Source organism: Eubacterium sp. SB2, from assembly GCF_001244405.1.
Taxonomy (GTDB): Bacteria; Bacillota; Clostridia; order Lachnospirales; family Lachnospiraceae; genus Faecalicatena; species Faecalicatena contortus_B.
The window spans coordinates 306,829-330,772 of the sequence record NZ_LN865153.1; the positions used below are offsets into that span (position 1 = coordinate 306,829).

Genomic DNA, 23,944 nt, shown 5'->3' on the forward strand with positions numbered 1-23,944 from the left:
TTTTGTTTTTCTCCGTTTTCCGACACCACATAATTATGCACTTGCCTTTTTCACAATCTTCGACCGTGTATCCATAATGACCGCCAGAATAAGAACTGCACCTTTGATCATATTCTGATAGTTGCTGCTCAGGCCGATCATAACGAGCCCCTGGGAGAGCACCCCGATAATCAATACCCCCGTTACAACACCACTGGTCTTTCCGGTTCCTCCTGAGATGGAAACACCACCGAGAACCGCGGCGCTGATTACGTCATTTCCTATATTGCTCCCGCTATAGGGACTTCCCGAGAAAGAACGGGACATCATGATAATGCCTGCGATTCCCGTCAGGAATCCACAGAGTATGCTTGCAATCATTTTGATTTTATTCACATGGATACCTGATAGCCGCGCTGTCTCATTATTGCCGCCTACCGCGAATAAGTATCTCCCGAGATATGTTTTATTTAATATGAATGCCACAATCAGGGCCAGCACGGCAAACACGATAACTGCCACCGGAATTCCCAGGATATAGTTCTGCCCAAGAAATTTGATACTCTCCGGCAGCCCGTATATGGTAGCTCCGTCCGTTAAAATCATGTTCAGCCCATCCACTACCTGCATCATCGCAATCGATACGATCAGCATCGGAATGCCAAATTTCATGGAAATATACCCTGTTATCATGCTGATTCCTATGCAGGCCAGTACAGAGATCAGCACCGATATCCATATTGATATTCCTGCTTTATACAAAAGTGCACACACCACTCCTGCAAATGCGTAAACTTTTCCGACCGAAAAATCAAGGCTGCCGGTCAGCATCAGGAATGAGACACCCAATGCTACGATTCCCATTGTAGCTACTTGTCTTATTATAGTAAGTAAATTCTCCAGCGTAAAAAACGTAGCCGGTTTCATTGCCGCAAAAATAATGATAATAAGCAATAGCAGAATCTGCGCGACAAATTTTTTTATTTTTATCAACACTGTTGTATTCATATTTTTCTCCTTAGCGGCTGCCGGATGCCAAATCCAGCAGTATTTCTTTATCAAACTCCTCACTGCCTGCCTCTCCTGCAAGTTGTCCCTCGGCAAGAATGATAATGCGGTCTGACATTCCAACTAGTTCTTCAAAATCCGAAGATACCATAATAATCGATTTTCCGCTTTCAACAAGTTCATGCATCAATTGATAGATCTCGAATCTTGCTCCCACATCAATTCCTCTGGTAGGCTCATCAAAAATCAGAATATCACTGTCAACATCCAGCCATTTCGCCACGATCAGCTTCTGTTGGTTACCGCCTGAAAGATACTGCGCCTCCTGCCAGATACCAGGGGTCTTGATCTTCAGTGTTTCTACATATTCCTGCACATGCTCCTGTTCTTTTGCCTTATTGATTTTTCCCATTTTACAGTACTTCATCAGGCTGGAAAGTGTGATATTGGCAAATACAGGCTTATCAAGCAGGAGCCCTTTGCCCTTTCTGTCCTCCGGCAGGAGTCCAATGCCCGCTTTAATAGCCTCATATGGATGCCTGATATCCACCTCTTCTCCATGGATATATATCCTGCCATTCTCTTTTCTTACATCACCAAACAGTACGCTCATGAGTTCTGTCCTGCCGGCGCCCACCAGTCCGGCAAACCCTAAGATTTCGCCTCTGTGCAGTTCGAAACTGATGTTACTGACGCCATTACCGCTTACATTGTCTGCTTTAAGAACAACTTCATCCTTCGCGCAGTAACTGTGTGGATACGTAATGTCATCCAGTTTCCTCCCAATCATGGCGCGGATTAGTTCCGGCCTGGAAGTCATCTCCGTCTCCATTTCACAGATGTAACATCCGTCGCGCATGACAACAACACGGTCCGTGATCTCAAAAATTTCTTCCATTCTATGACTGATATATACGATAGACACACCGTCTTTCTTTAACTTGCGGATGATGGAAAACAGCGTATCAACCTCTCTGACCGTAAGAGGCGCCGTAGGCTCATCCAGAATTAGTATTCTGGTTTTCAAAGAAACTGCTTTTGCAATCTCCACAATCTGCATCATGGCCGGAGAGAGGGAACTCACCATCGCCAAAGGATCAATCGGAACTCCAAAATCATGAAAGATTTTTTCCGCATCCTGAATCATTTGTTTTTTATCTACCAATATACCGTTTCCGCGCAGGTTCCCCATAAACACATTCTCTACTACCGGCAGTTCCGGCACCAAAGTGAACTCCTGATATACCGCCCCAATCCCAAGATTTCTTGCATCTGCCGGTGTGATTCTCGTATATTCGTGTCCGTCTGCAGCGATCGTTCCCGAGGTAGGTTCATTGGCCCCGGTAATACATTTTACCAATGTAGATTTTCCAGCGCCATTCTCGCCCATCAGCGCAAGGACTTCTCCCTCATACAAGTCAAGGGAAACATCTGATAATGCGTTGACTCCAGGATAGACTTTACTGACATGGCGAAACTCTAATATCTTTTTCTTCACCGTTTAATCCTTTCCTTTGTGTATTCTTAGTAGTTCCGACAGGTCTGCGCATTAACTGCGCAGACCGTACGAAAACTTAGTGGTTGCAGGCATCCAGCCTTTCGCCGCAGGCGAATTTCAATAGGCTGGATGCGCTACAGTTCAGACAAGTCTGAACTGTTACCACTCTTATTGGGTTACATACTCTGACGCATTATCGCTGTTGATTAATACATATTCTGCGATTACGTTTTCTGCAGTATTGTCTGTCATATACTTACAAATTGCCTCTCCGACTTTCTGTCCTATCAGTTTTGTATTTGCATAAACTGTGCTTCTAAGTGTTGAATTATTTCCGGCGATTACATTCAATGCCTCCTCGCTGCCGTCCAGTCCGCAAACCATAACCTCGTCTTTTCCAACCCCTTTTGCTTCCAGCGTCTGTGCAACCGCAACTCCCATCTCATCACTTTGACAGAAAATTAGTTTTACATCCGGGTTTGCCGCGAGAATCGCCTCTGTCACATCCATTGCCTTCGTGGAATCCGTTGCATACTGGCTGTTTACAAGATTGACGCCCTTCCCCTTTACCAACGTCTTTTCAAACTCGGCTTCCATGGCTTCCTTGAATACTCCGGCCGTCGTATCCGGGTTTGCAGAGTCAGACAGCCAGATTGCAGCCATTTCACTGCCCTCTCCTGCACTTTCATCCACAAAATCCGCCATAGCGTCTGCGATCAGTTCCGCTTCCTCTTTTGGATTTTCTTCTACAAGGGCATCATAGTTCACCAGCAGATCAGACCATCCGATGATATAAATCCCCTTTTCCTGTGCCTGTTTACAGAGATCTGATAAACCGGCCGGATTCATGGCGTTTACTACGATAGCCTTACACCCTGAATTAATCAGGTTCTCCATCCCGGACAGTTCATTGTCAACAGAAACCTGTGAGTCCGAAACAACCACATCATAGCCTTCCCCTTTTACCGCTTCTGTCACAGAATCTACAATGTCATTGCACCACTGGGAACCACTTGTAACAATGAGAATGCCGACTGTTCCACCGTTTTTTTCTTTACTTTCGCTGCTCTCCTTACTCCCGCTGTCCGCTTCCGCCGGACTTTTGGAAGAACACCCGGTCAGCAACGCCAACAGCATTGCCGCTGATAAAATAATTCCCATCCATTTCTTTAATCTCATTTTCTTATCCTCCTGTTTTGCTTTTTGGTATACAGTTATCTTTTATTTGTCTTTATTTTATCTTTCTTCGGTTATCTTTTTAATGCCTCTATATTCAGAAAAGTGTCACATTTTTCACAGTATACCCGCAGGGCACTCCATAACACATGCCCTACGGGCGGGTCTGCCGCAGAGCTGCAGAATAATGTATGTATAAAACTTTTTCGGAGATCAAAAAAGCGGCCGTCAATGCGGCCGCAGTCTATATCTTTTTCGTTACTATGCACGGCCTATGGGCCGTGCATAGTAACGGCATCTGGCTCAGTTAAAGTCGCCAGTGACGAGGGTGCTATGCGCCAGTGGCGCATGTTAAGCACGGACCGAAGCGGAGCGGAGACCAGATGCCCGCCCCCATCACTTTATTGGCTCGGATGCCGTGCAGCGTGGTGCACGGCCCCGTGAATAGTAACTCTTATTCTTCTCTTGCCTCCTTATAAAGAGGCAGGCACACTTCGATCTGAGTTCCCACCTCCGGCGTACTCATGACCTTTAGACCATACTCTTCCCCGCAGAACATCTTAATCCGCTTGTTTACATTTCCAAGTCCAATCCCGCCCTGCCCTTTTCTCTCTTTCGTATTCTCCTGTACTTCCGCCATCCTGTTTCCATCCTCCGGCTGTTCGGGTTTTCTGAATCTCTGATTCATACATGCTACCTGCTGCTGGCTCATCCCACACCCATTGTCCTCTACATCAATATAGAAATCACCTTCCCGGATCTCCAATGAAACGGTAATGCATCCTCCTCTCCGCACATTTCTCAGGCCATGCCGAATGGCATTTTCCACCAGCGGCTGCAGCACAAAACGGGGACACATCTCCAGCAGAAGCTGTTCCGGCGTGCAGTTAATTACCTCCTGATATTCGAACCGGTCTGGGAATCTCAACTGCTGCAGCTGAATATATTTGGAAAGATAATTTAGTTCCGCATTCATACTAACCATTTCCACATCGTAATTCACACTGTACTTAAACATCACCGAAAGCGCTTCTATCATATCGCTTAGATGCCTGTCTCCATTCTCAAGCGCAAGCCCACGGAACGTATCCAGCGTATTATACAAAAAATGTGGATTTATCTGGGTTTCCAACGCTAGCAGCTGCTGGCGTTTCTGTTCAAGTTCTGCTTCCACAGCTTTCTTCTCGGACTCTGCCTTTTGCAGGATTACCCGATGCATCCGTCTGGTATTACGGACAGAAACCCACAACAGGCTCAGAAAAAGCACGTAATACACCAAAAGCAATACTGCTGTTTTGAAATCAGGGGCCCACAGAAGCAGAAGAAGGAATAACAAAGTTCCTGCCACAGCAAAACCTGCCTGAATATAAAGACCATGCAGGATGCTTTTCTCTCCCTTTATGCAGTCTCCCCTGAGTGATTTTCTACATTTCATCCCGCAGTCCTTTCAAATATATTCTTCGGTACTCACTTGGTTTCATCCCGCTTTCCTGCTCAAAAATCCTGCTGAAATAGCGGGTGCTGGCATATCCAACCTGATTGGCGATCTGCGAAATATTCAAATCCAGCTTTTTTAGCAATTCCTTTGCCTTCTCTATCCTGATTGAAGTAAGATATGCTGAATAGTTGATCCCTGTGCTCTCTTTAAAAATGGTAGACAAATAAACCGGATTCACATGAGCCTCTTCTGCAATCCTGTTCAGGGTAATATTTTCCGCATAATGTTCTTCAATGTATTGTTTTGCGAAATGGACATAAACGAGCACATGGTCTTTTTTGCCGGCCAGATATTTATTCATGTTATCAATACAGAACTTTTCCGTTACGCTTCGCAGCATGGTTATCGTATCGCAATTCTCCGAAAGTCTCTGAAGCTGCCGCTTCACGTCCTGGGTTTCCCTGGGATGGATATTCAGTCTGCCTAGAACATCCGCAAGCCGGTTCCCCAATTCTGTTGCCATATAAAAATACTGGATATAATTCTGATCACTCCGTTTCTGATATTCTTCGAACAGCCCCCGTATCACCTGTTTCACTCCGCTTTCGTCAATCGCTTCAACAGAACTCTCAAACCGCCGCATCTGTGAGGAGTCGATTGGGCGGTTCTCTCTCAGAAGCTTATCCGCCTGTGGAAGAATATCCGCTACATACATCCGGCTGTCCCCATACCGTAGTCTTCCGCTCATGAAAAAGGCCGCGGTTTCCATCGATATTCTGAGGTCATTTAACTCATTTACCGCTTTTCCAACGCCCAGATAGAGATGAAACGGAAGATTATCTCTATAGTTTTGAACTAATCCCCGGTAGGTGGTATCCAAGATCCGCAGAATCCTGCTCTTCATATCATCTTTAATCTGAAGCACGATGTTATAGCGAAGCCAGGAAGACGGAAACATCTCCTGTTCCACGCAGCATTCAGAAATGTTTTTCCGGAGGATATTCCAGATATCCCCCGCCACCTGCTCAACCTCTTCTCCCTCACGGCAGCCGCAGAAACCCAGCTGCAATACCCGGAAAAATGCACCTTCTTTTTGGAAATGAAGACAATACTTTTTCTCCACCGTCTCAAGATCCGGTACCGCGGTATCTCCCGCCAGAACCTCACGGAACTTCTGCCGGATTGCCTTTTTTCTGAATTCTTCTTCCCCTCCTTCGCTCTCCTCCTCTGCCAGGGATTTTAAGACCGCATTTACCTCATCCTCATTGATCGGTTTCAGAATATAATCCGATACGCCGAGTTTGACTGCTGCCTGTGCAAACTCAAAATCCCGATACCCGCTTATCAGCACAAAACGGCACTGAATCTGCTGTTTCTTGATTTCTTTTATCATCTCTATCCCATTGAGTCCCGGCATCATAATATCTGTGACTACAATATCAACTTTTTCATGCTGCATAAATTCAATGATATCTTCTGCATTATCAAATTCGCCTGCCAGATTAAGCCCATATTCCTCCCAATGCACCAGATGTTTCAATAGGCTTCTTACATGTACTTCGTCATCTGCAATGATTACATTTTTCATCTGTTTTCACCTGTCCACATATAGTTTTCCACACCACACGGCTGATTGTCTTCAGTATATCACAGCAATCCGAAAAAGACATCCTCACGGGTGCCTTTTCCTTAATATAACAGTTCAGGCCGGCTTGAACTGTTACCTTAATATCCTACTGTATATCTGCATTGGTGATGACGCTTCTGTTCCACCTCGTCTATCATACAGACCGCAAAGTCTTCCATAGAAATATGACAGTTCTGTTGAATACTGATCTCTTTATTCTCCGGGTCTATCAGTACCGGATATTCCGTCCCCATCCGGTATTTTCCCGTTCGTCCTCCCATATTTTCCTCCATCCACAGTGGTGCGGTCTGACAGCACCAGTCGAAATCATGAACCGTCCGCAGGTACTCCAATGCAATCTCATGGCTTCCTATGATCGCATCGTTTGCCTTATGGGTCTGCCGATGCCCCGGAACCTTTTGGTCATCCAGCATATACACTCCGGGCCTTACCCACGAGGACACGCCTCCGCAGATATAGATCATCCGCGGCACTCCCGCTATCTTACATGCATCAATCGCACTCTGAACTACGGGTATAATCCTGTCTAAGCCTTTTAATACCGGAATCACGGCAAAGATATACACGTCACACCCCTGGATTGCCCCCGCAACACCTTCTGTATCCTCCATGTCTATTTTATGGAATTCCACCTGGTTTTTCAATTCTTCCTTTATATTTACGTCAATACCGACGACCTGATGTCCGCGCATAAGCGCTTCTTTTGCAATCCTGCTGCCTACTCTTCCGCTTGCTCCTAAAATAGCGATCTTCACTTTTCTTCTCCCTCCCAATACATTTCATGTTTTTGCTTCCACGCCACACAGATTCGTTTCCCACTGTATTTCGGATGCTCTATCTCATCCAATACAGCACGGGCAAAATCCTGTGTGGAGATATAGCTGCTGTCCGCAAACGGAAAATGATCCGGATCCGGAGTCTTTAACTCAGCGACCAGCGGATCCAATGTGCAAAGCGCATCTTCTGCAATCATATACTCCTGCCCGCCTTTGTCCGGCAGACATTTTGCTGCCGGCGCAATTTCTACCCACTCAAGCTCTGTTTCCTTCAGATAGAGTTCATGAGTCTTCTCATGTTCTCCAAACCAGGTTCTGTACATTGGTGTCAAAAACGTCGTATCTTTTAACATTTTATCAGGAGTCACTTTAAACACGCACGCGTCTCCAATGGCAATCAGCCTTCGGATCCCCATTTCTTTACAGGCTCGAATCACATTGCTGCATAAATTGGAAAACCGTTCCGGCTGAAACGGATCGGGTATCAGCGAATTAACAACGATGTCACTGTCTTCCGGAATGGTTTCTTTCAACTGTGTATAATCGCCCGCATCCGCCTTCAGGGACTCCACATCCGGAGTCAGCGTATATTTAATATCTTCCGGATGCCGTGAAACCACTGCCACAACATGCCCCCGTTTTACTGCCTCTGCAGAAATTTCAGCTCCAAGCCAGCCTGTACCGCCTAAAATTGTTATTTTCATAATATAAGCACCTCACTTTTTTTAAGGGTATCATAAAAAGTGAGGCGCTTATATGTCACATATTTTAGAATCTGTACCAGATTTTTAGAACTTACGGATAAATGGGCAGTTCTTATCACAGAAGATCTGATTTAAAACAGTTCGTTTCCATCCGATTTTACCATGTCTTTCTCTTTCCACTGCTGTTTTGTCAGACAAGTAATATGTTCCGTCCGAATGTCCCCCATAAGCGGCCAGAAAATATTCTCATTGGTATGATGATATACAAAACCGCACTTCTGCTGTACCCTGAGCGATTTATTGTTCCCCTCGAAATAGCCGCACCAGAGCTTATCCATACCCAGCTCATCGAAGGCATATTGTATCAAAACATGCGCGGCCTCCGGAATGAATCCTTGACCCCAATATGGGACACCGATCCAGTAACCGATCTCCGCCTCTGTATCTGCCGTGACCAGATCACTTGCGCCGCCCAGCAGCAGGCCAATACTGCCCACAGGAAGATTATTTTCTTTTAATACAACCGCATAGGTTCCCTCGGCCGTAAGCACATCTTCTATAATCTCACGGCTGTTTTCCACACTGGTATGCACCGGCCATCCCGCAGTTGGGCCTACCCTTTCATCTTTTGCATACCGGTATAATTCTTCTGCATCCCCGGTATTCCAGGGCCTCAGTATTAGACGCTCCGTCTCAAATCTTTCTTTCATTCTTCTCTCCTATCGTTTTCTTCCCAAATATCTACAGACTTTGCTACAGTATGTCAAATATGATTCCCCAAAAACCTGCGGCAGATATTTCTCTTCCTGCAAGATCTGCAAATGAAGCATAACAGCTGCAAAGACAGAAAACAAAAGCAGCACGCAGTTGAAAAACATCAGCATTATCCCCAGATATACAAGGTCAAATCCCAGAAACGCCGGATTTCTGCTGAACCGATATATCCCCGCCGTCACCATTTCCGTTTTATCATTCTCAGCAATTCCGGCTCTCCAGTTATCTTTCATTGTGATAACCGCAAGAGCAAAAACCACGTCTCCCACGAATCCTAATATCATTCCCACGAACCTCACATAAGACGGCACCGCCGGCTTCACAGACACAATACTGATCACTTCTATAATGACTACCAAATATGTAGCTGCCTTCATGATAAGTTCTATATAAAACACTTTATCTCTGCGGGTTCCTTTTGCAATCTGGTCTGTCTGAATGCCCTGCCTTCTCTGCAGAACCATCTTCCCAATATAGACAGAATAGAAAACCAATAATATTATGAAACCGATCGCTCTCATATAACTATCTCCTAATCCTATTTATTTTTCCCTCTGTACGCGACACGTAGATTTCCCAATATTTACCTGTAGATTTGCAACATTTTCAGCCCTATCATTTTTATAGGGGGAATTATTGATGAAAAAGAAACTATGTATTATTTTTATAACTCTCGTTTTAATTCTAACAACAATCAACATGCTTCCCGACTATCTAATCGCAAATGAATCGAACATTACAACCGATCAATCAAGAGAAGTAAGGCTCAGCGTTGTAATTTACAAGTTCTGGACGATCAAAAATACAACAGAACTAATTGTGCGGGAACATACAAAGATACATGGCACACCCAACTCCATTATTCTTGATATATATGGTTCTCACTACTGTCTGAATCAGGGTTTTGCGCCGTATAAGACCATCACCAAGAATTTCTATTAACACTCCGTGTACCAGTCTAGTATATCATAAAATTGCAGCCGGATTATAGTTTTATAAAACCATATCCGGCTGCAACAGACATTTTAGCTATGTTCTGTATTTTGTGGTAAGCTCACGCTCTTACCTGACTTTGCTTTGCAAATAAGCTGTGTCATGGTCCCCATCGGGCAGTACACACACCAGGAACGCGGTTTGAACAGCACCATTGTAATCATGCCCAGTATCGTAGATGTCAGCATCACGCTGTAAAATCCAAAGGCGAACTGCGCAATCCACGGCGCAAACGCCGTTCCATCATACGCCCAGTGCCATGGCAGTTTAAACGTCCAAAGGATCGTCACCATCTGGCTTAGGCTGTGCGCCTCACCAAACACCAGCCATGTGCTCCAAATCATCTGAAAAAACATGGTAAAGAAAAAGAGCAGGAACCCGTAGCGGAACCATTTGCTTCGCAGGAATTTCGGCGGGTCCTTTCTGCGGGACAGGCCAAACCGTCCGCCCAGTAAGGAGAAAAGCTGCCCCCTTCCGCAGTAGCGGTTACAATATCCCTTACCGCCTCCGGCGATGGAAATAATCAAAGGGATAAAAAAGCAAAGCAGCCCGATCCATGCAAAAAGGATGTTGAAAAAACCGAGCACCAGGTAAACAGCAGAAAATATCCAGAGATAGTCATACCATTGTTTTTTCATGCAGGCACCTCCCGAATTTCAATTACGCATGCAGGGCATTCTCGTGCACACTTACTGCAGCCAACACATTTTTCCAGATCAGCGTCTGCAAAAATTCCTTTCTCAATATGAATAGCATCTTTTGGGCATACCTTTACGCAGCATCCACATGCCACGCACTCATTTTGTACAATAAAAGCCTTTTTACGCAGTTTTTTATCAGCCACAATCAATAACCTCCGACTTTATTTGTTGTCAGTATACATGATGAAGGCAATTTTTACTGTGACTTTGTTACAAACCGGCTTACCGGCATGGGCGCGCTCAGCCCGCCCCGTAATATTTATATCTTTTTAATATCTTCTGCTAAGACTTTTATCCCTTTTTAATCAAGGAATCCATATGATAAATGTATCTAAAATAGCTATGATTAAAGGAGAGGCCATCATAATGAAAAAAATGATTTTTAAAGGAGCGGGTACTGCAATCATAACCCCGATGCAAAATGATTTTTCAATTAATTTTCCTGTTTTTGATGATTTACTGGATATGCAGATCCGTGAAAATGCGGACGCTGTCATCGTTGCCGGAACAACCGGGGAGGGTTCCACACTGACAGATGAAGAGCATATTGAACTGGTACGTCACGCAGTCAAACATGTGAACGGGCGTATTCCGGTGATCGCAGGAGCCGGCAGCAACAATACCGCCCATGCGGTTTATCTGTCAAAGGAGTGCGAAAAGGCCGGCGCGGACGCGCTGCTCCATGTCACACCGTATTATAACAAAGCATCACAGCAGGGTTTATTCCTGCATTTTACAGCATGTGCGGATGCAACGAGTCTGCCGATTATTTTGTATAATGTGCCTTCCCGCACCGGAGTAAATATTTATCCGGCTACTTTCAAGCGTCTCAGTGAAGTAGATAATATCGTGGCCGTCAAGGAGGCAAGCGGCAATTTTTCCCAGATTGCCAAGATCGCCGCACTCTGTAAGGACGACCTTGCCATATATTCCGGAAACGATGATCAGATAACTTCGGCACTGGCATTGGGGGCAAAAGGAGTGATTTCCGTCCTTTCCAATCTCGTGCCCGGGGAAGTGCATGCCATCTGTTCCTCTTATTTTGACGGCAACAGTGACGAGAGCGACAACCTTCAGCTAAAATATCTGGAGCTGATCGAAGCTTTATTTTTGGATGTCAATCCCATCCCCGTCAAACAGGCCATGCGCGCACTGGGCTATAACACAGGACACTGCCGGCTTCCCCTCTGTGACATGGATTCCACAATTGCAGAGAAATTATATTCCACTTTGCAGAAATACAATCTGCTGTACTGTAAAAAACCCATTCGTTCTGTTACGGTTCACACACCCGGAAATGCCGGTTCCATTTTAAAACACAATTTATAAGCATTTTTTTAAGCGGAGGTATCTTATGAAAACAGCATATATTCTTTTCAGTAAACAACAGCCAAACCACCATGAAATGATTCTGGATTTAATTACTCACTTCTGCCGGGAACACAGCTTAACTTACAGGCTCCATCCAGACTATGACTTCAATACAATTACGATTGAGGGGTATGATTATCGTATCAATCTCCTTGAAATAAATGATGGATCCGAGCCGCCATACTGGATGATATATTGTTCACTGATAAATAAAAGGAATGCACATGTGAATCACACAGCTGCTTAGAATTATATTGCATGTTCAAGGCAGTTCTTCAGCCGGGAGACAAAATAGACCTCAAAAAGGCAGATAGACGAAGCTGCAGAGATATGTTAAAATATGAATCATGCAGTAACCGTTTTGAGCCATAATGGATCGAGGTAGGATACCCACTTTTGGCAGGTTAGGCGTACATAAAAACGATAATCGCAGAAGTGAGGTATCACACATGAATACATTTAAGATTAAAATTATCGCATTAATTCTAATGGTAATAGACCATATAGGCTACTATTTTGAAGGAACGCCAATATGGTTCCGCTGGCTGGGCAGAGCGAGTTTTCCTCTTTTCCTGTTTTGTATGGTATGGGGTTACCACTATACAAAAAACCGCAGGATATACTTATTGCGTTTATATCTAATGAGTGTGTTCATGTCAATTTTCGGTTATGCTATTGACTACTTTATGCCAACCGAATACGGTTATGGTAATCACAATATTTTTCTTACTATGTTTATAGTAGGCGTTTTAATCAGTACAATTGAAATTTTTTTGCGGGACCATAAAAAGGGCGGGATACTGCTTGGATGTATTTTTGCAGTTCAGCTTCTTTTCTACATACTGCCGTTTGCACGTAATTTAAGCGGCGATATGCTGACCGGAATTATCCCCAATATTTATTTGAATGAATATGGGTTTGAATTTGTTGCTCTTGGAGTATTGATGTATTTTCTGAAAGAAAAAAAAGAGTACTTTATTGCCATGTACATCATATTCTGTATTAACCAGTTTAGCATGGAAATGCTCGATGGTATTTACGGGCTGCAGTGCCTGATGGTATTGGCCCTGCCAATCATGCTGAAGTACAATAATCAAAAGGGGCCGGGCATGAAATATTTCTTCTATATTTTTTATCCCGCCCATACATTCCTGTTGTTTTATCTGGCCAATTTTGTTTTTTAAGGATAAATTTTATTTGAGGGATAAACTTAGAGTTTCTATTGAGCAGCCATCACTGGATATTCCCTTTGCAGCTTTCATTACTTCCGGTATATAAAAAGGCATGAACATTTATTTTTATATTTGTCCATGCCTTTTCTGTGCCATTACCTGCCACAGCATTATTTAACAAAAGGAATATACCGCGATCCGGCGGCCATTTCTACGATTCCAGAAATTCGCAGATGGCTTTTGCAGCCTCCTTTGCATTAGAAAGAATTGCGGGATGCCTTCCATTTGGAAAAATACAAATCTCAGCCCCTGTTTCACTGGCTATTGCAGCGTACTCCTCCTGAAAATCCTCCCGGGACATTTCATCTCCTTCGCTCCCCATGAGCAGCAGCGGAACCTGCAGACTGCACAGTGGTTTTGTGAATAACGGCAGCTTTTCTCCGGCACATTGAATCAATGCCTTTGTATCCATATCCACGATGCGTTCCCAGTCATCTCCCTGGCACCACTGGTAAAAACCAATTCCCATTTCATCCTTTTTGGCGTTCGTTCTCTCCTGTACCAGGTTCTTAGAAAAATCGTCCGCCAAAGTCCGGCCGTCAAAACTGTCCGCTACAATCTTCCCGGCCAGCTCCGGGCGCTCTAATGCAGCATTGATGGCAACCCAGGCGCCGCCGCTGGTGCCCACAAGATCCACCTTTCCAAGGTTCAGATGTTCCAGCAATGCGATGGTCTGGCGGGCTTCTTCTATCCAAAGATCTGCCGTAAACTCTTCAAGCCGGTCGGATTTCCCATGCCCTAGAAAATCGATGAGAATGATATGAAACTGATCCTCATACAAGGGCAGCAGCAGCTCAAACATCCTGGAAGATGCCGTATTGCCATGCAAAAACAGCACTGGTCTTCCGCTCCCCGTTTCTGTGTAATAAATCTTTTTTGACTGATAATAAAAATATGACATCATTTGCCTCCTAATCACTGATCTGTTTTTTGTTTCCTGATTAGCAAGGCCTGGAAAAACACCAACACCTTGCCGTTAGTGCTTATTTGTCCAAATTCCCATAATTTGCAGCCTCCGTTCATTAAGATGCTTCTAGTATATCATACAACCACTTTGATTCAACAGAAATAGTTATTTTTCTCTTTCCCGTTCTTCCAGCGTCACATGAAGCTTATCTCCCGGTTTTTTCCCTATTTTTTTGCGGATGTCCTTCCTGACGCCAATTATATGGCATGGCGTACCCATTTTCACGGCCTGTCCATCATAAGGTTCGCCATCAAAAGTTGCGTGTACCAGTACCCGTGACTTTCCAAAAATTTCTTTCATATCGAAAGGGATCTCTATATATGCGGCATCCATATCCGGTTTTTTAACCAGAACTGCATCAAATTCCAGAACTTTTTTCATATTATTTCCTCACTTTTACTTTTTGTATATTTACTTTTGGTTTTTCAGCTTCATTCGTGCACTGCCAGGTAACTGAACTACCTGAACTCTCGATACAGTGCCTGCGGGTTCCACTGGCTGCATCGCATCCTGTGCAGCCTGCGTGGGCGGGCTACTATATATAATAAGTTTTCCTTTATACATTTATGTATACCACACAAATAAAAAAACAACAATAAATATGACTCATGATGGAGATTAGCCCCTCCGGGGAGAAGTTTTTTTATTCGCCAGTTTTTAGGGTATCAGGTCACTCTACCCTGTAGTAAATACGAATAGACAGAGAAAGTCCCTATGTGTTACAATATCTCAACAGAATAAGCGGCACAATAAACATGATTTTAGAAAGGCGGACTCATAATGCTGACTATACGAAATGAAAAAGAAGAGGATTACAAGATCGTAGAAGAAATAACAAGAAACGCATTTTATAATCTTTATGTACCGGGCTGTGTTGAACATTATTTGGTTCATATAATGCGCCAGCATGAAGACTTTATACCAGCGCTGGATTTTGTTGCTGAGCTGGATGGGCAGGTGATTGGAAATATCATGTATACCAAGGCAAAACTAGTCGACGAGGAGGGCTGTGAGAAGGCAATCCTTACTTTTGGCCCTGTCAGTATCGCTCCTGAGTATCAGCGGATGGGTTATGGTAAGAGGCTCATAGAACTTTCTTTTGAACAGGCAGTATTGATGGGCTATGATGTAATTGTCATAATGGGAAGTCCGATGAATTATGTGGGCCGTGGTTTTAAAAGTTGTAAAAAATACAATGTTTGCCTGGAGAACGGTAAATATCCGGCTGCAATGATGGTGAAAGAACTTATTCCCAATGCTTTGGATGGAAGAAAATGGTTGTACCGTGAAAGCCCCATCATGGCTATCAGTGAAGAAGAAGCGATGCGGTATGATGATTCATTTGAAAAAATAGAGAAGAGGCATCAGCCGAGCCAGGAAGAATTTTATATCATGTCCCATGCTTTCATCGAGTAGGAGAAACTGCCTGCGGACAGCCCCCTGACACAACCATAAGCATTTTTCAACTCACCTTTTAACACCAGGAAATGGATGCCCCTTTCATAGAAGCATCCATTTCTTTCTGTTACCGGTAAGATTTTCGAAAGACTCCGGCACAATCTTCATCTGTCATTTCACATGGATTGGCAAGGAATAAGCCGCCCTGCATGGAGCGCGCTCCCTTTGCCAATGTCATACACTCGGACTGATCAAATCCATAATCACTCATTCTCAGACCAGCCACGCCGCAGGCCTCCTGCAGTTGGGTCAGCGCAGTTATAAAATCCTCTGGTTTCGCGGCATCGGCAATCCCCATTGCCTTTGCCATCTTGACAAATTGTTCATCGCATGCATGACGTTCTATGAAAAACTCTGCAAATGCCCTGGAAATCATGATCAGTCCTGCACCATGCGGAAGGTTATGATGATATGCGCTCATGGAGTGTTCCATAGAATGCTGTGCCGTGGTGGATGTCAGCTGCATGGTTATTCCAGCCATCGTACTGCCGTACGCGATATGCTCACGGGCCTCTATATCGCTGCCGTCTTTCACGGCACGGGGGAGATATTTTGCAATACTTTCAATGGCGGAAAGGGCAATTGCCTCACTCAGGATATTCCCCCCATTGGACATCATAACCTCCGTATTGTGGAACAGTGCATCAAACCCCTGATAGGCAGTATACCTTGGAGGAACAGTTACCATAAGCTCGGGATCAACCACGGCCAGAACCGGTGTCAGTGACGGGTCTCCGAAGCCAATTTTCTCCTGCGTCTCCGGGTTGGATATAACGCCCCATTGGTTGATTTCTGAACCGGTACCTGCGGTCAGAGTAATCGTCACAATTGGCAGGCCCGGATTAGCCAGCGGCTTACCCTTGCCGGTTCCGCCGTACACATAATCCCACAGATCCCCGTCATTGGCCGCCATGGCAGCGACTGCCGCAGAGGAGTCCAGTACGGCGCCCCCGCCAAGAGCCACGATAAAGTCACAGCCGTTTTCTCTGGCAAATGCTGCGCCTTCCATGATCATATCCTTCACCGGGTTCTCCATAACCTTTGCAAACTCGGCAATTTCCACACCTGCCTTTTTCAGCTGCGCAACGGTTCTGTCGTAAGCGCCGCTGATCTTTGCCGATCTGCCGTTAGACATCAGCAGAAGCGCCTTTTTTCCGGGCATCTGCTGGCTGCCAAGTTCGTCCAGTTTCCCCCGTCCAAATAAAATGTGGGTAGGATTGTTAAAATCAAAATTCATTTCCATGAGAAGTTCCTCCTTCATATTCTTGTTTTTTTAATTTGTAAATCAGAAAATCCAAACAGTCCAGCTCATTCTGGCTTTTATGGACTTTTCCCAGCAAAGTTCCACGGTATTTCCGGAGCAGCGGAAGAATCTCTGCAGCATTCGTATGTTCTGCCAGCTCTATACACCGTTGAATGAACTCCCTGTCGCAACCTGCATCCCGCAGGTTCTGAAGCAAAATACCACTTTCATCTGATGCTTCTGCCATAGCTCCACCTCCTTTATGTTCATAATAGGTTACTATTCACGGCCCATGGACCGCGCATAGTAACGGCATCTTGCTCATTTAAAGCCGCCTATGGCGAGGAGCCGGATGCCCGGCCCCATTACTTTACTGGCTCGGATGCCATGCAGCAAGGTGTACGGCCCCGTGTACAGTAACCATAATATTACAAGATGAAGAAATTATCCAATACCTGTTTCTTATTTCCTGTTATTCTTGTAATGAATATCTCGCCCTGATATAATGTAATATATAACCTATCTATAATACAGGAGTAATAATTGAGGAGGATTACAGATGGAAATTCGGGTACTTCGCTATTTTTTGGAAATAGCCAGAGAAGAGAATATGACCAGGGCCGCCGAACGGCTTCACATTTCCCAGCCTTCTCTGTCAAGGCAGATGAAGGAACTGGAAACGGAGCTTGGGAAAAAACTCTTTGTCCGCAGCAGTTACAGCATACATCTGACCGACGAAGGAATGCTTTTAAGAAAAAGGGCAGAGGATTTGCTGGAGATGGCAGATAAAATCACGAATGAATTTAAGTCTATGGATGATATCGCAGGCGGAGATGTTTATATTGGTTGTGCAGAATCTTATCTGATAAAATACCTTGCTTTTGCCGTAAAAAGGTTGAACCAGCGCTATCCCGGCATCCATTACCATACCGTCAGCGGGGATACCGAAATCGTGGCCGAACGTCTCGACCGGGGCTTGTCTGATATGGCCTTTATCGTGGAACCGCCGGACCTGTCGAAATATAATTATCTGGAAGTGCCGGAAAACGATACCTGGGGAGCTATCATGAGAAAAGACTGCCCTCTTGCCGAGAAGAAGGCAATTCAACTGGAAGACCTGCTGCCATATCCCGTCTTTTGTTCCGAGCAGTCTGCGAAAGTAGATCTCCCCCGCTGGTGCGGAGAAAAGATCGATCAGCTTAATATCATGGCAACCTTCAATCTGACGAACAACGGTGCTGTCTTCGTGAGGGAAGGTCTTGGAATTGCACTGACCTTCGACCGCATCATTGAGCTCACTCCTGACAGCGAACTATGCTTTCGCCCCATTTCGCCGGCGCTTCACACAAAGATGTATGTGATCTGGAAAAAATATCAGGTATTTACACCTGCCGCACAGCTCCTGCTCGATGAATTAAAGCAGGTATTGCAGAAAAAAGACTGATGATTCACTGCGCCCTGGTTTGTTATTGCTGTCATAGTGTTTTATATGGAACATCGTCTAATAATAAACCGGACACTTAAGCTGATCTTATTTTATGATGCACTACTCTGCCCTTTCACTACCTGTACGAACCACTCTACTGTAGACGGGTCGTGGTGGGAAAAGAACGAACTTTGATCTTTATCAAGATGCCCGATTTTTTTCATGTCTTCCTCATCCATGGTAAAGTCAAATACATTGAAATTTTCTGCCATACGCTCATAATGTGTTGACTTTGGGATAACTACCACTCCTCGCTGAATGTTCCATCTAAGCATTACCTGTGCAGTTGTTTTTCCATGCTTCCTGCCTATTTCCATAAGCACGCCGTCTTCAAACAGGCCGCCCCGCCCCTCTCCAAAAGGCGCCCACGCCTCTGTCTGTACACCATATTTATCCATATATTCTTTTGCAAGAACCTGCTGGTTATATGGGTGTACCTCCACCTGGTTGATCATTGGGCGGATTCTTGCAAAAGCAGCAATGTCTACCAATCTGTCGGGATAAAAATTAGAGATTCCAATGGCACGTAGCTTTCCTTCTTCATACAGTTCCTCCAATGCCCGCCATGCGCCGTAGTAATCGGAAAACGGCTGGTGAAGGAGCATAAGGTCAATATAGTCTGTCTTAAGCTTCTTAAGCGATTCTTCTACGGATTCCCTGCATTTTTCATAACCATAACGATCCACCCACACCTTTGATGTCAGGAATATCTCTTCTCTTGGTATCCCGGATTCTGCAATTGCCGTGCCAACCTCTTCTTCATTGTAATAAGCCTGCGCCGTATCGATGGAGCGGTACCCTGCCTTTAATGCATCGGATACACATCTTTCGCACTCCTCCTTTGTCACCTGATAAACACCATAGCCTAAAATCGGCATTTTAATTCCATTACTTAAGGTTACATATTCCATTATAAAGTCCTCCTACATTTTAATTTCTACAGCAGTCCATCTTTCCAAATTTCCTTTGCCATATGAAAAGCTGCCCACGCTTTCGGCCATCCAACATAGAAAGCTGCATGTGTCAGGATCTCCGCGATCTCCTCCGCGGTCACGCCATGGTTCTTTGCATTGGTCAAATGGAATTCCAGCGAACTGTCTAAGATACCGCTTGCCATTAGTGCCGTTACTGTGACAATACAGCGGTCTCTTGCCGGCAGCTCATCCTCCCTTGACCAGACCTCCCCAAACAGCACATCATCGTTTAACTCTGCAAACTTTGGAGCGAATGCTCCGAGTTTGTCTCTTCCTGCAGTTACTTTTTCCGTCTCCATGTTATCTTCCTCCAATTCATAACCAATTTTCAATGTCTTTCTTCGACCGGTTCACACTGCCGCCCCGTATTGCAAGCCCCTCCTCTACATTAGCCCCGGGACACAACGTCATAATATCCTTTCTGCTGCTGCCCATCCCGCTCCCCTCGTGGGTACAGAAAGGCCTGATAGTCTTCCCGCTGAAATGAAAGTGTTCCAGAAAAGTAAATACCGCCATCGGCATTGTTCCCCAATAGTTCGGATAACCAAGGTAAATAACATCGTAAGGTTCAATACTCTCCGGATAGGTTTTCAGTTCAGGACGGGCCTCTCTTTTTTGGTCTTTCTGTGCTTCAGCAACGCATTCGTTATAATTGGGGGAATAATCCAGCACAGGCTCAATCTTAAAAAGATCCCCTCCTGTCAACTTCTGAATAATACCGGCAGCCACCTCCGTATTTCCTACATCCAGCTTCTTAAGCATTCCGTTCACATAATTCTCATCCTTCCTCGAAAAGAACGCAATCAAATCGGCCATCTCAAGCACCTCCTTCTTTTTCCCTATATATTACCGTCATTTCTCTTGAAACGGAATCTCCGATATGTTATTATCGTATAAACTTTTCGTTCATATAGGAGGTGTCTCATGTATAACCATATGCTGGATACTTTTATCGCAGCTGCCGACTGCGGCAGCTTTACAAAGGCCGCCAAGCGGCTGTACATTTCTCCGACAGCCGTTATGAAACAGATGAATGCGCTGGAGAACCATCTGGATTTGAAATTGATTGAACGCACACCGTCCGGCATCCGTCTGACAGCAGCAGGCGCCCTCATTTACCAGGACGCCAAATTCATGAAGGACTACTCAAAAAAATCTATAGCAGGCGCCAGAGCGGCCATGCATTTAAGCGACACGACCTTCTGCATCGGCACCTCACTTTTGAATCCCGCGAAGCCATTTATGGATCTGTGGTACCGCGTGAATCAGGACTTTTCCGAATACAAACTGCACCTTGTGCCTTTTGAGGATAATCACGAGGGAATTCTCGCTGAGATAGAACAACTGGGGAAGAAGTTTGATTTTTTGATCGGCGTATGTGATTCCAGAGAGTGGCTACGCCGCTGTAATTTTCTCCCGCTTGGAAGATATAAAAAAATGATTGCGGTATCCAGAGAACACCGCCTTGCAAGAAAAGAATCCATTAGGATTGAAGATTTATATGGGGAAACATTCATGATGGTTGAACGTGGGGATTCCGGGGTCAATGACTTTCTACGCAATGACCTGGAAAAGCACCATCCCCGGATTCATATAGAGGATACACCTCAGTTTTATGATTTGTCGGTGTTCAACCGCTGTGCGGAGACCCGGAATGTCCTGCTAACTCTTGAGTGCTGGAAGGAGGTACATCCCGGACTCGTTTCAATACCCGTGGATTGGGAATACAGTATTCCTTATGGGCTGCTGTACAGTTTTGATGCGCCGGAGGATGTATGCCGGTATGTTGATACGGTTAAAAAAATTTTGTAGATCGTTTTGATTCTCAGCATATGATTATTAGTAAATGCTGTCATCATTGCGATTTACATACCCTACCATACTTTTTCACAAAAGTATGATGCCGGTAACGCCTATGATGAAGCATGGATGACGATTACAGCAACATATTATCTGAAAAGCGCCATGTATACTCTGCATCCATATGAACCTGTAATATTGCTTCTTTTGCCATATCATCGCCTCCTTTTGCAATACAAACGCACTACATTATTCCATTTTTGTCAATAGTATCTGCAATATTCGAAATTTTATTATTTAACCACCCGGCAGGATTCTCTCTTAATCAGCTCCACGCCTATTCTTGTCTTAAGATTTGTCTTCCCCTCCTGCCTGATCTGTCTCATCAGGGTTTCTATTGCCATATCAGCCATATCCCCCCAGGGCACACTAACCGTGGTCAGCTTAGGCGTCATAAGTTCAGAGATTGCAATATTATCAAACCCAATTACAGAAACATCATCAGGCACCTTAATTCCAAGCCCCTGGAAGCTCTTCAGCGCTCCGACAGCCAGATAATCACTCTCGGCAAACAGTGCCGTTGGAAGATTACGCTTCTCTGTCAGGGCTTCGCTTAATCCTGTCTCACAGTCTTCAATCGTCGAACCGACCTGATAAATATTTGCAGGGTCTAAATCAATGCCGCACTCGTTAAGGGCTGCCTCGAACCCTTTCTGCCTCTCATCAAAGTTATTGACTCTGGCTACAGACTTCAGATATCCTATCTTCTTATGTCCCAATTCAATCAGGTATTTTCCGGCAGCATATGCGCCTGCATAGTTATCCATAACAACACAGTCCACATTAATATCAGAATAGTAGGAGTCAATTGCAACCACCGGGACTCCCAGTTCCTGTACCTGTTTTATATAAAAAGAGGGAATAGCAGTGCTCGCTACTATAATACCTGCCACATGATAGTTCGTTACGATCTTATGTACTTCTTCCTGAAAGGAACTGTCCATATTAATGGATTTAAACACAAGATCATATTGGTTTTGATTTGCACTCCTCTCTACCTCTTTGATAATCTCATAGAAAGAAAGGGATACATTCCCGCTCTCCACCTTTGTAAAAGGAGTGCTTGGACAATTCAGCAATAAAATCAGCTTCGAAGTATTTGCCTGCTGAAGCTGATCAATTTCATCAAATTTAATTAATGTTCTGGGTGTATAGCCGCACTCACTTACAATATCCAGGATTTTTTTCCTTGTTTCGTCACTAATTCCCTCTTTGTTATTCAGCGCAAAGGATACCGCTGTTATGGATACACCTGCTTTTTTTGCGATATCTTTAATTTTTAAAGCCATTGAACTGCTCCTATCTTATACTTTATTCTGCAGCTTTGCTGCAGATCCGCCCGCAGGGCATGTATTACGGGGTGCCCTTTGGGTATACATTATTCCGCAGTTTACTGCGAATCCGCCCGCCGGGGCATGAATTGCGGGGTGCCCTTGAGTATACTTTTCCGGTAACTATTACCATTATAGCAAATGCCTCTTGTTCTTTCAACGAAAGTATCTGCTGCGCTACAGCCTCTTAATACATGAACGCTATACCACCAGCAGCCCAAAACATAACACACCGCTCCCAGGTTGGGGACTGGGAGCGTGCTACTTACGAACCTTTAGAAATCATAATCATTAATATTGTCTTTTGTTATCTCAATGACACCGGTATAGACATTCTGCCCATCTACTCTAATTTCACCAACATCCGGAATTTCTGTCAATGTACTAATATCCGTGCCTTTTGACATTTCGTTTAGCACATATACGGATGCATATCCAAGTACGCCCGGATCCCATACACAGAACCTCTCAATAATCCCGTTTTCCACGTATTGCTTCACCAGGCTCGGCATTCCAAAACCTGTTAGGGCTACCTGGCCCTTCTCTATCTGTCCGTTTTCAACTGCCTCGGATATTGCTTCAGCAGCGGCCGGCGATTCCGCACCGGCAAAAGATACAATTCCATCCAGATCCTTGAATGTGGCCAAAATATTCTGCGCATTTTCATAAGCCTTCTGCTGTTCATCATTGCTGGCATATACCTCCAGAACCTCGATATCAGGATAATTCTTTTCCAGATACGCTTTCGCTGCGTCAACCTGTGTAATCATATTCTGTGCTCCTAAACTTGCTACCATGAATACAATTTTCCCTTTCTCGTTAATCTGCTTTGCCATCTGTTCCACGTAGGTCTCACCAAGGCGTTCCTGCGTCTCTGCAGCTACAAAGTAAGCGCGCTCTGATTCGGCGGCGTCAGAATCCCAAGTGATCACATTTACCCCTTTATCAATGGCGCTTTCGATAACCTGTCCGATTGCATTCGCGTCATTAGGAGAAACTGCCAGCCCGTCTATATCTCTTGCCAGCATATCATTGATCATGCTGATCTGCTTTGAGGAGTCCGCATCGCTCGGCGCATTAAAGATGACTTCCGCTCCCAGAGCCTCTCCGGCTTTCTTCGCTCCTTTTTCAGCTGCCGCCCAATAAGCCGGTCCTATATTCTTAGGGTTAATAAAAAATGTCTTTTTCCCTTCCGCTGATGAATCGCTTTCTTTTTCTTCCTGCTTTGATACCGTTTCCTCTTCCTTAGCCTGACCCCCGCATGCAATCAGAGAACATGCCATAACCAGTGCTAGTAATACGCTTAGAAATCTTTTCATAATCTGCC

Annotated in this window: 26 protein-coding genes; 6 read left to right on the forward strand and 20 right to left on the reverse strand. The window is 44.8% G+C overall.

What is annotated here, in order from left to right:
* Nucleotides 1–33: 33 nt before the first annotated feature.
* The 11 genes from BN1938_RS13695 to BN1938_RS13750 form a co-directional block, all read right to left on the reverse strand.
* Nucleotides 34–987, reverse strand: a complete 954-nt coding sequence (locus BN1938_RS13695) for an ABC transporter permease (RefSeq protein ID WP_050641146.1) — start codon at nt 985–987, stop codon at nt 34–36.
* A gap of 10 nt (nt 988–997) precedes the next feature.
* Nucleotides 998–2,485 carry a sugar ABC transporter ATP-binding protein gene (locus tag BN1938_RS13700; RefSeq protein ID WP_050641147.1) on the reverse strand — a complete coding sequence of 496 codons (1,488 nt, stop codon included), beginning with the start codon at nt 2,483–2,485 and terminating at the stop codon, nt 998–1,000.
* Between the two features lie 168 nt (nt 2,486–2,653).
* Nucleotides 2,654–3,664 carry a sugar ABC transporter substrate-binding protein gene (locus BN1938_RS13705; protein WP_050641148.1) on the reverse strand — a complete coding sequence of 337 codons (1,011 nt, stop codon included), beginning with the start codon at nt 3,662–3,664 and terminating at the stop codon, nt 2,654–2,656.
* A gap of 451 nt (nt 3,665–4,115) precedes the next feature.
* Nucleotides 4,116–5,096, reverse strand: a complete 981-nt coding sequence (locus tag BN1938_RS13710; protein ID WP_050641149.1) for a sensor histidine kinase — start codon at nt 5,094–5,096, stop codon at nt 4,116–4,118.
* Nucleotides 5,086–6,687, reverse strand: coding sequence for a response regulator transcription factor (locus BN1938_RS13715; protein WP_050641150.1), 1,602 nt, complete (start codon nt 6,685–6,687; stop codon nt 5,086–5,088). The genes BN1938_RS13710 and BN1938_RS13715 overlap by 11 nt, the downstream gene beginning before the upstream one ends.
* Nucleotides 6,688–6,824: 137 nt before the next feature.
* Nucleotides 6,825–7,502: an NAD(P)-dependent oxidoreductase gene (locus tag BN1938_RS13720; RefSeq protein WP_050641151.1), complete on the reverse strand. Its 678-nt coding sequence runs from the start codon at nt 7,500–7,502 to the stop codon at nt 6,825–6,827.
* A complete protein-coding gene (locus tag BN1938_RS13725; protein ID WP_050641152.1) occupies nt 7,499–8,227 on the reverse strand; it encodes an NAD(P)-dependent oxidoreductase in 729 nt (242 codons plus the stop codon). The genes BN1938_RS13720 and BN1938_RS13725 overlap by 4 nt, the downstream gene beginning before the upstream one ends.
* Nucleotides 8,228–8,358: 131 nt before the next feature.
* Complete coding sequence (locus BN1938_RS13730) at nt 8,359–8,937, reverse strand: GNAT family N-acetyltransferase (protein ID WP_050641153.1); 579 nt, start codon at nt 8,935–8,937, stop codon at nt 8,359–8,361.
* Nucleotides 8,938–8,946: 9 nt separating this feature from the next.
* On the reverse strand, nt 8,947–9,522 hold the full coding sequence (locus BN1938_RS13735; RefSeq protein ID WP_050641154.1) for a methyltransferase family protein: 576 nt from the start codon (nt 9,520–9,522) through the stop codon (nt 8,947–8,949).
* A gap of 504 nt (nt 9,523–10,026) precedes the next feature.
* Complete coding sequence (locus BN1938_RS13745) at nt 10,027–10,632, reverse strand: hypothetical protein (protein ID WP_050641156.1); 606 nt, start codon at nt 10,630–10,632, stop codon at nt 10,027–10,029.
* Nucleotides 10,629–10,838: a 4Fe-4S binding protein gene (locus BN1938_RS13750; RefSeq protein ID WP_050641157.1), complete on the reverse strand. Its 210-nt coding sequence runs from the start codon at nt 10,836–10,838 to the stop codon at nt 10,629–10,631. Before BN1938_RS13750 ends, BN1938_RS13745 begins: the two co-directional genes overlap by 4 nt.
* 223 nt (nt 10,839–11,061) lie before the next feature.
* Here BN1938_RS13750 and dapA point away from each other — a divergent pair, with 223 nt between their 5' ends.
* From dapA to BN1938_RS13765, 3 genes are all read left to right on the forward strand, one after another.
* A complete protein-coding gene (gene dapA, locus BN1938_RS13755) occupies nt 11,062–12,024 on the forward strand; it encodes a 4-hydroxy-tetrahydrodipicolinate synthase (RefSeq protein WP_050641158.1) in 963 nt (320 codons plus the stop codon).
* A 25-nt stretch (nt 12,025–12,049) separates the two neighbouring features.
* The gene (locus BN1938_RS13760; protein WP_050641159.1) at nt 12,050–12,313 is read left to right on the forward strand and encodes a hypothetical protein; all 264 of its coding nucleotides are present in this window, start codon (nt 12,050–12,052) and stop codon (nt 12,311–12,313) included.
* A gap of 202 nt (nt 12,314–12,515) precedes the next feature.
* Nucleotides 12,516–13,250: a TraX family protein gene (locus BN1938_RS13765; RefSeq protein ID WP_050641160.1), complete on the forward strand. Its 735-nt coding sequence runs from the start codon at nt 12,516–12,518 to the stop codon at nt 13,248–13,250.
* A gap of 199 nt (nt 13,251–13,449) precedes the next feature.
* On the opposite strand, the gene BN1938_RS13770 is transcribed toward BN1938_RS13765, so the two are convergent.
* Complete coding sequence (locus BN1938_RS13770; protein WP_050641161.1) at nt 13,450–14,199, reverse strand: alpha/beta fold hydrolase; 750 nt, start codon at nt 14,197–14,199, stop codon at nt 13,450–13,452.
* A 171-nt stretch (nt 14,200–14,370) separates the two neighbouring features.
* Entirely contained in the window at nt 14,371–14,646 is a 276-nt protein-coding gene (locus BN1938_RS13775) for a DUF1905 domain-containing protein (RefSeq protein ID WP_050641162.1), read from the reverse strand.
* A gap of 399 nt (nt 14,647–15,045) precedes the next feature.
* On the opposite strand from BN1938_RS13775, the gene BN1938_RS13780 reads away from it, so the two are divergent.
* The gene (locus tag BN1938_RS13780) at nt 15,046–15,681 is read left to right on the forward strand and encodes a GNAT family N-acetyltransferase (RefSeq protein WP_050641163.1); all 636 of its coding nucleotides are present in this window, start codon (nt 15,046–15,048) and stop codon (nt 15,679–15,681) included.
* A 109-nt stretch (nt 15,682–15,790) separates the two neighbouring features.
* Here BN1938_RS13780 and BN1938_RS13785 read toward each other — a convergent pair whose 3' ends face one another.
* Together BN1938_RS13785 and BN1938_RS13790 are read right to left on the reverse strand one after the other, a co-directional pair.
* Entirely contained in the window at nt 15,791–16,960 is a 1,170-nt protein-coding gene (locus BN1938_RS13785) for an iron-containing alcohol dehydrogenase (protein WP_050642698.1), read from the reverse strand.
* A complete protein-coding gene (locus BN1938_RS13790; protein WP_050641164.1) occupies nt 16,950–17,213 on the reverse strand; it encodes a hypothetical protein in 264 nt (87 codons plus the stop codon). Before BN1938_RS13790 ends, BN1938_RS13785 begins: the two co-directional genes overlap by 11 nt.
* 312 nt (nt 17,214–17,525) lie before the next feature.
* Between BN1938_RS13790 and BN1938_RS13795 the strand changes: the two genes are divergently transcribed.
* Complete coding sequence (locus BN1938_RS13795) at nt 17,526–18,410, forward strand: LysR family transcriptional regulator (RefSeq protein ID WP_050641165.1); 885 nt, start codon at nt 17,526–17,528, stop codon at nt 18,408–18,410.
* A 92-nt stretch (nt 18,411–18,502) separates the two neighbouring features.
* Here the strand turns inward: BN1938_RS13795 and BN1938_RS13800 are convergent, their stop codons facing one another.
* From BN1938_RS13800 to BN1938_RS13810, 3 genes are read right to left on the reverse strand one after another with little or no spacing between them, the layout of a single operon-like run.
* The gene (locus tag BN1938_RS13800) at nt 18,503–19,363 is read right to left on the reverse strand and encodes an aldo/keto reductase (protein ID WP_050641166.1); all 861 of its coding nucleotides are present in this window, start codon (nt 19,361–19,363) and stop codon (nt 18,503–18,505) included.
* 26 nt (nt 19,364–19,389) lie between these two features.
* Nucleotides 19,390–19,725 (reverse strand): carboxymuconolactone decarboxylase family protein, encoded by a 336-nt coding sequence (locus BN1938_RS13805; RefSeq protein WP_050641167.1) that lies wholly within the window; start codon nt 19,723–19,725, stop codon nt 19,390–19,392.
* Nucleotides 19,726–19,741: 16 nt separating this feature from the next.
* Nucleotides 19,742–20,242: a flavodoxin gene (locus BN1938_RS13810; RefSeq protein WP_050641168.1), complete on the reverse strand. Its 501-nt coding sequence runs from the start codon at nt 20,240–20,242 to the stop codon at nt 19,742–19,744.
* A 108-nt stretch (nt 20,243–20,350) separates the two neighbouring features.
* On the opposite strand from BN1938_RS13810, the gene BN1938_RS13815 reads away from it, so the two are divergent.
* Nucleotides 20,351–21,238 carry a LysR family transcriptional regulator gene (locus tag BN1938_RS13815; RefSeq protein WP_050641169.1) on the forward strand — a complete coding sequence of 296 codons (888 nt, stop codon included), beginning with the start codon at nt 20,351–20,353 and terminating at the stop codon, nt 21,236–21,238.
* A gap of 281 nt (nt 21,239–21,519) precedes the next feature.
* Here the strand turns inward: BN1938_RS13815 and BN1938_RS13820 are convergent, their stop codons facing one another.
* Nucleotides 21,520–22,575, reverse strand: coding sequence for a LacI family DNA-binding transcriptional regulator (locus BN1938_RS13820; RefSeq protein WP_050641170.1), 1,056 nt, complete (start codon nt 22,573–22,575; stop codon nt 21,520–21,522).
* Between the two features lie 317 nt (nt 22,576–22,892).
* Nucleotides 22,893–23,936: an autoinducer 2 ABC transporter substrate-binding protein gene (locus BN1938_RS13825; RefSeq protein ID WP_050641171.1), complete on the reverse strand. Its 1,044-nt coding sequence runs from the start codon at nt 23,934–23,936 to the stop codon at nt 22,893–22,895.
* Nucleotides 23,937–23,944: the final 8 nt, after the last annotated feature.

What these genes read in the sequence shown, in the direction of transcription:
- BN1938_RS13695 (WP_050641146.1), bottom strand. Translation starts at nt 987, where the DNA reads ATGAATACAACAGTGTTGATAAAAATAAAAAAATTTGTCGCGCAGATT.
- BN1938_RS13705 (WP_050641148.1), bottom strand. Translation starts at nt 3,664, where the DNA reads ATGAGATTAAAGAAATGGATGGGAATTATTTTATCAGCGGCAATGCTG.
- BN1938_RS13710 (WP_050641149.1), bottom strand. Translation starts at nt 5,096, where the DNA reads ATGAAATGTAGAAAATCACTCAGGGGAGACTGCATAAAGGGAGAGAAA.
- BN1938_RS13715 (WP_050641150.1), bottom strand. Translation starts at nt 6,687, where the DNA reads ATGAAAAATGTAATCATTGCAGATGACGAAGTACATGTAAGAAGCCTA.
- BN1938_RS13725 (WP_050641152.1), bottom strand. Translation starts at nt 8,227, where the DNA reads ATGAAAATAACAATTTTAGGCGGTACAGGCTGGCTTGGAGCTGAAATT.
- BN1938_RS13730 (WP_050641153.1), bottom strand. Translation starts at nt 8,937, where the DNA reads ATGAAAGAAAGATTTGAGACGGAGCGTCTAATACTGAGGCCCTGGAAT.
- BN1938_RS13735 (WP_050641154.1), bottom strand. Translation starts at nt 9,522, where the DNA reads ATGAGAGCGATCGGTTTCATAATATTATTGGTTTTCTATTCTGTCTAT.
- BN1938_RS13745 (WP_050641156.1), bottom strand. Translation starts at nt 10,632, where the DNA reads ATGAAAAAACAATGGTATGACTATCTCTGGATATTTTCTGCTGTTTAC.
- dapA (WP_050641158.1), top strand. Translation starts at nt 11,062, where the DNA reads ATGAAAAAAATGATTTTTAAAGGAGCGGGTACTGCAATCATAACCCCG.
- BN1938_RS13760 (WP_050641159.1), top strand. Translation starts at nt 12,050, where the DNA reads ATGAAAACAGCATATATTCTTTTCAGTAAACAACAGCCAAACCACCAT.
- BN1938_RS13765 (WP_050641160.1), top strand. Translation starts at nt 12,516, where the DNA reads ATGAATACATTTAAGATTAAAATTATCGCATTAATTCTAATGGTAATA.
- BN1938_RS13770 (WP_050641161.1), bottom strand. Translation starts at nt 14,199, where the DNA reads ATGTCATATTTTTATTATCAGTCAAAAAAGATTTATTACACAGAAACG.
- BN1938_RS13775 (WP_050641162.1), bottom strand. Translation starts at nt 14,646, where the DNA reads ATGAAAAAAGTTCTGGAATTTGATGCAGTTCTGGTTAAAAAACCGGAT.
- BN1938_RS13780 (WP_050641163.1), top strand. Translation starts at nt 15,046, where the DNA reads ATGCTGACTATACGAAATGAAAAAGAAGAGGATTACAAGATCGTAGAA.
- BN1938_RS13785 (WP_050642698.1), bottom strand. Translation starts at nt 16,960, where the DNA reads ATGAATTTTGATTTTAACAATCCTACCCACATTTTATTTGGACGGGGG.
- BN1938_RS13790 (WP_050641164.1), bottom strand. Translation starts at nt 17,213, where the DNA reads ATGGCAGAAGCATCAGATGAAAGTGGTATTTTGCTTCAGAACCTGCGG.
- BN1938_RS13795 (WP_050641165.1), top strand. Translation starts at nt 17,526, where the DNA reads ATGGAAATTCGGGTACTTCGCTATTTTTTGGAAATAGCCAGAGAAGAG.
- BN1938_RS13800 (WP_050641166.1), bottom strand. Translation starts at nt 19,363, where the DNA reads ATGGAATATGTAACCTTAAGTAATGGAATTAAAATGCCGATTTTAGGC.
- BN1938_RS13805 (WP_050641167.1), bottom strand. Translation starts at nt 19,725, where the DNA reads ATGGAGACGGAAAAAGTAACTGCAGGAAGAGACAAACTCGGAGCATTC.
- BN1938_RS13810 (WP_050641168.1), bottom strand. Translation starts at nt 20,242, where the DNA reads ATGGCCGATTTGATTGCGTTCTTTTCGAGGAAGGATGAGAATTATGTG.
- BN1938_RS13815 (WP_050641169.1), top strand. Translation starts at nt 20,351, where the DNA reads ATGTATAACCATATGCTGGATACTTTTATCGCAGCTGCCGACTGCGGC.
- BN1938_RS13820 (WP_050641170.1), bottom strand. Translation starts at nt 22,575, where the DNA reads ATGGCTTTAAAAATTAAAGATATCGCAAAAAAAGCAGGTGTATCCATA.
- BN1938_RS13825 (WP_050641171.1), bottom strand. Translation starts at nt 23,936, where the DNA reads ATGAAAAGATTTCTAAGCGTATTACTAGCACTGGTTATGGCATGTTCT.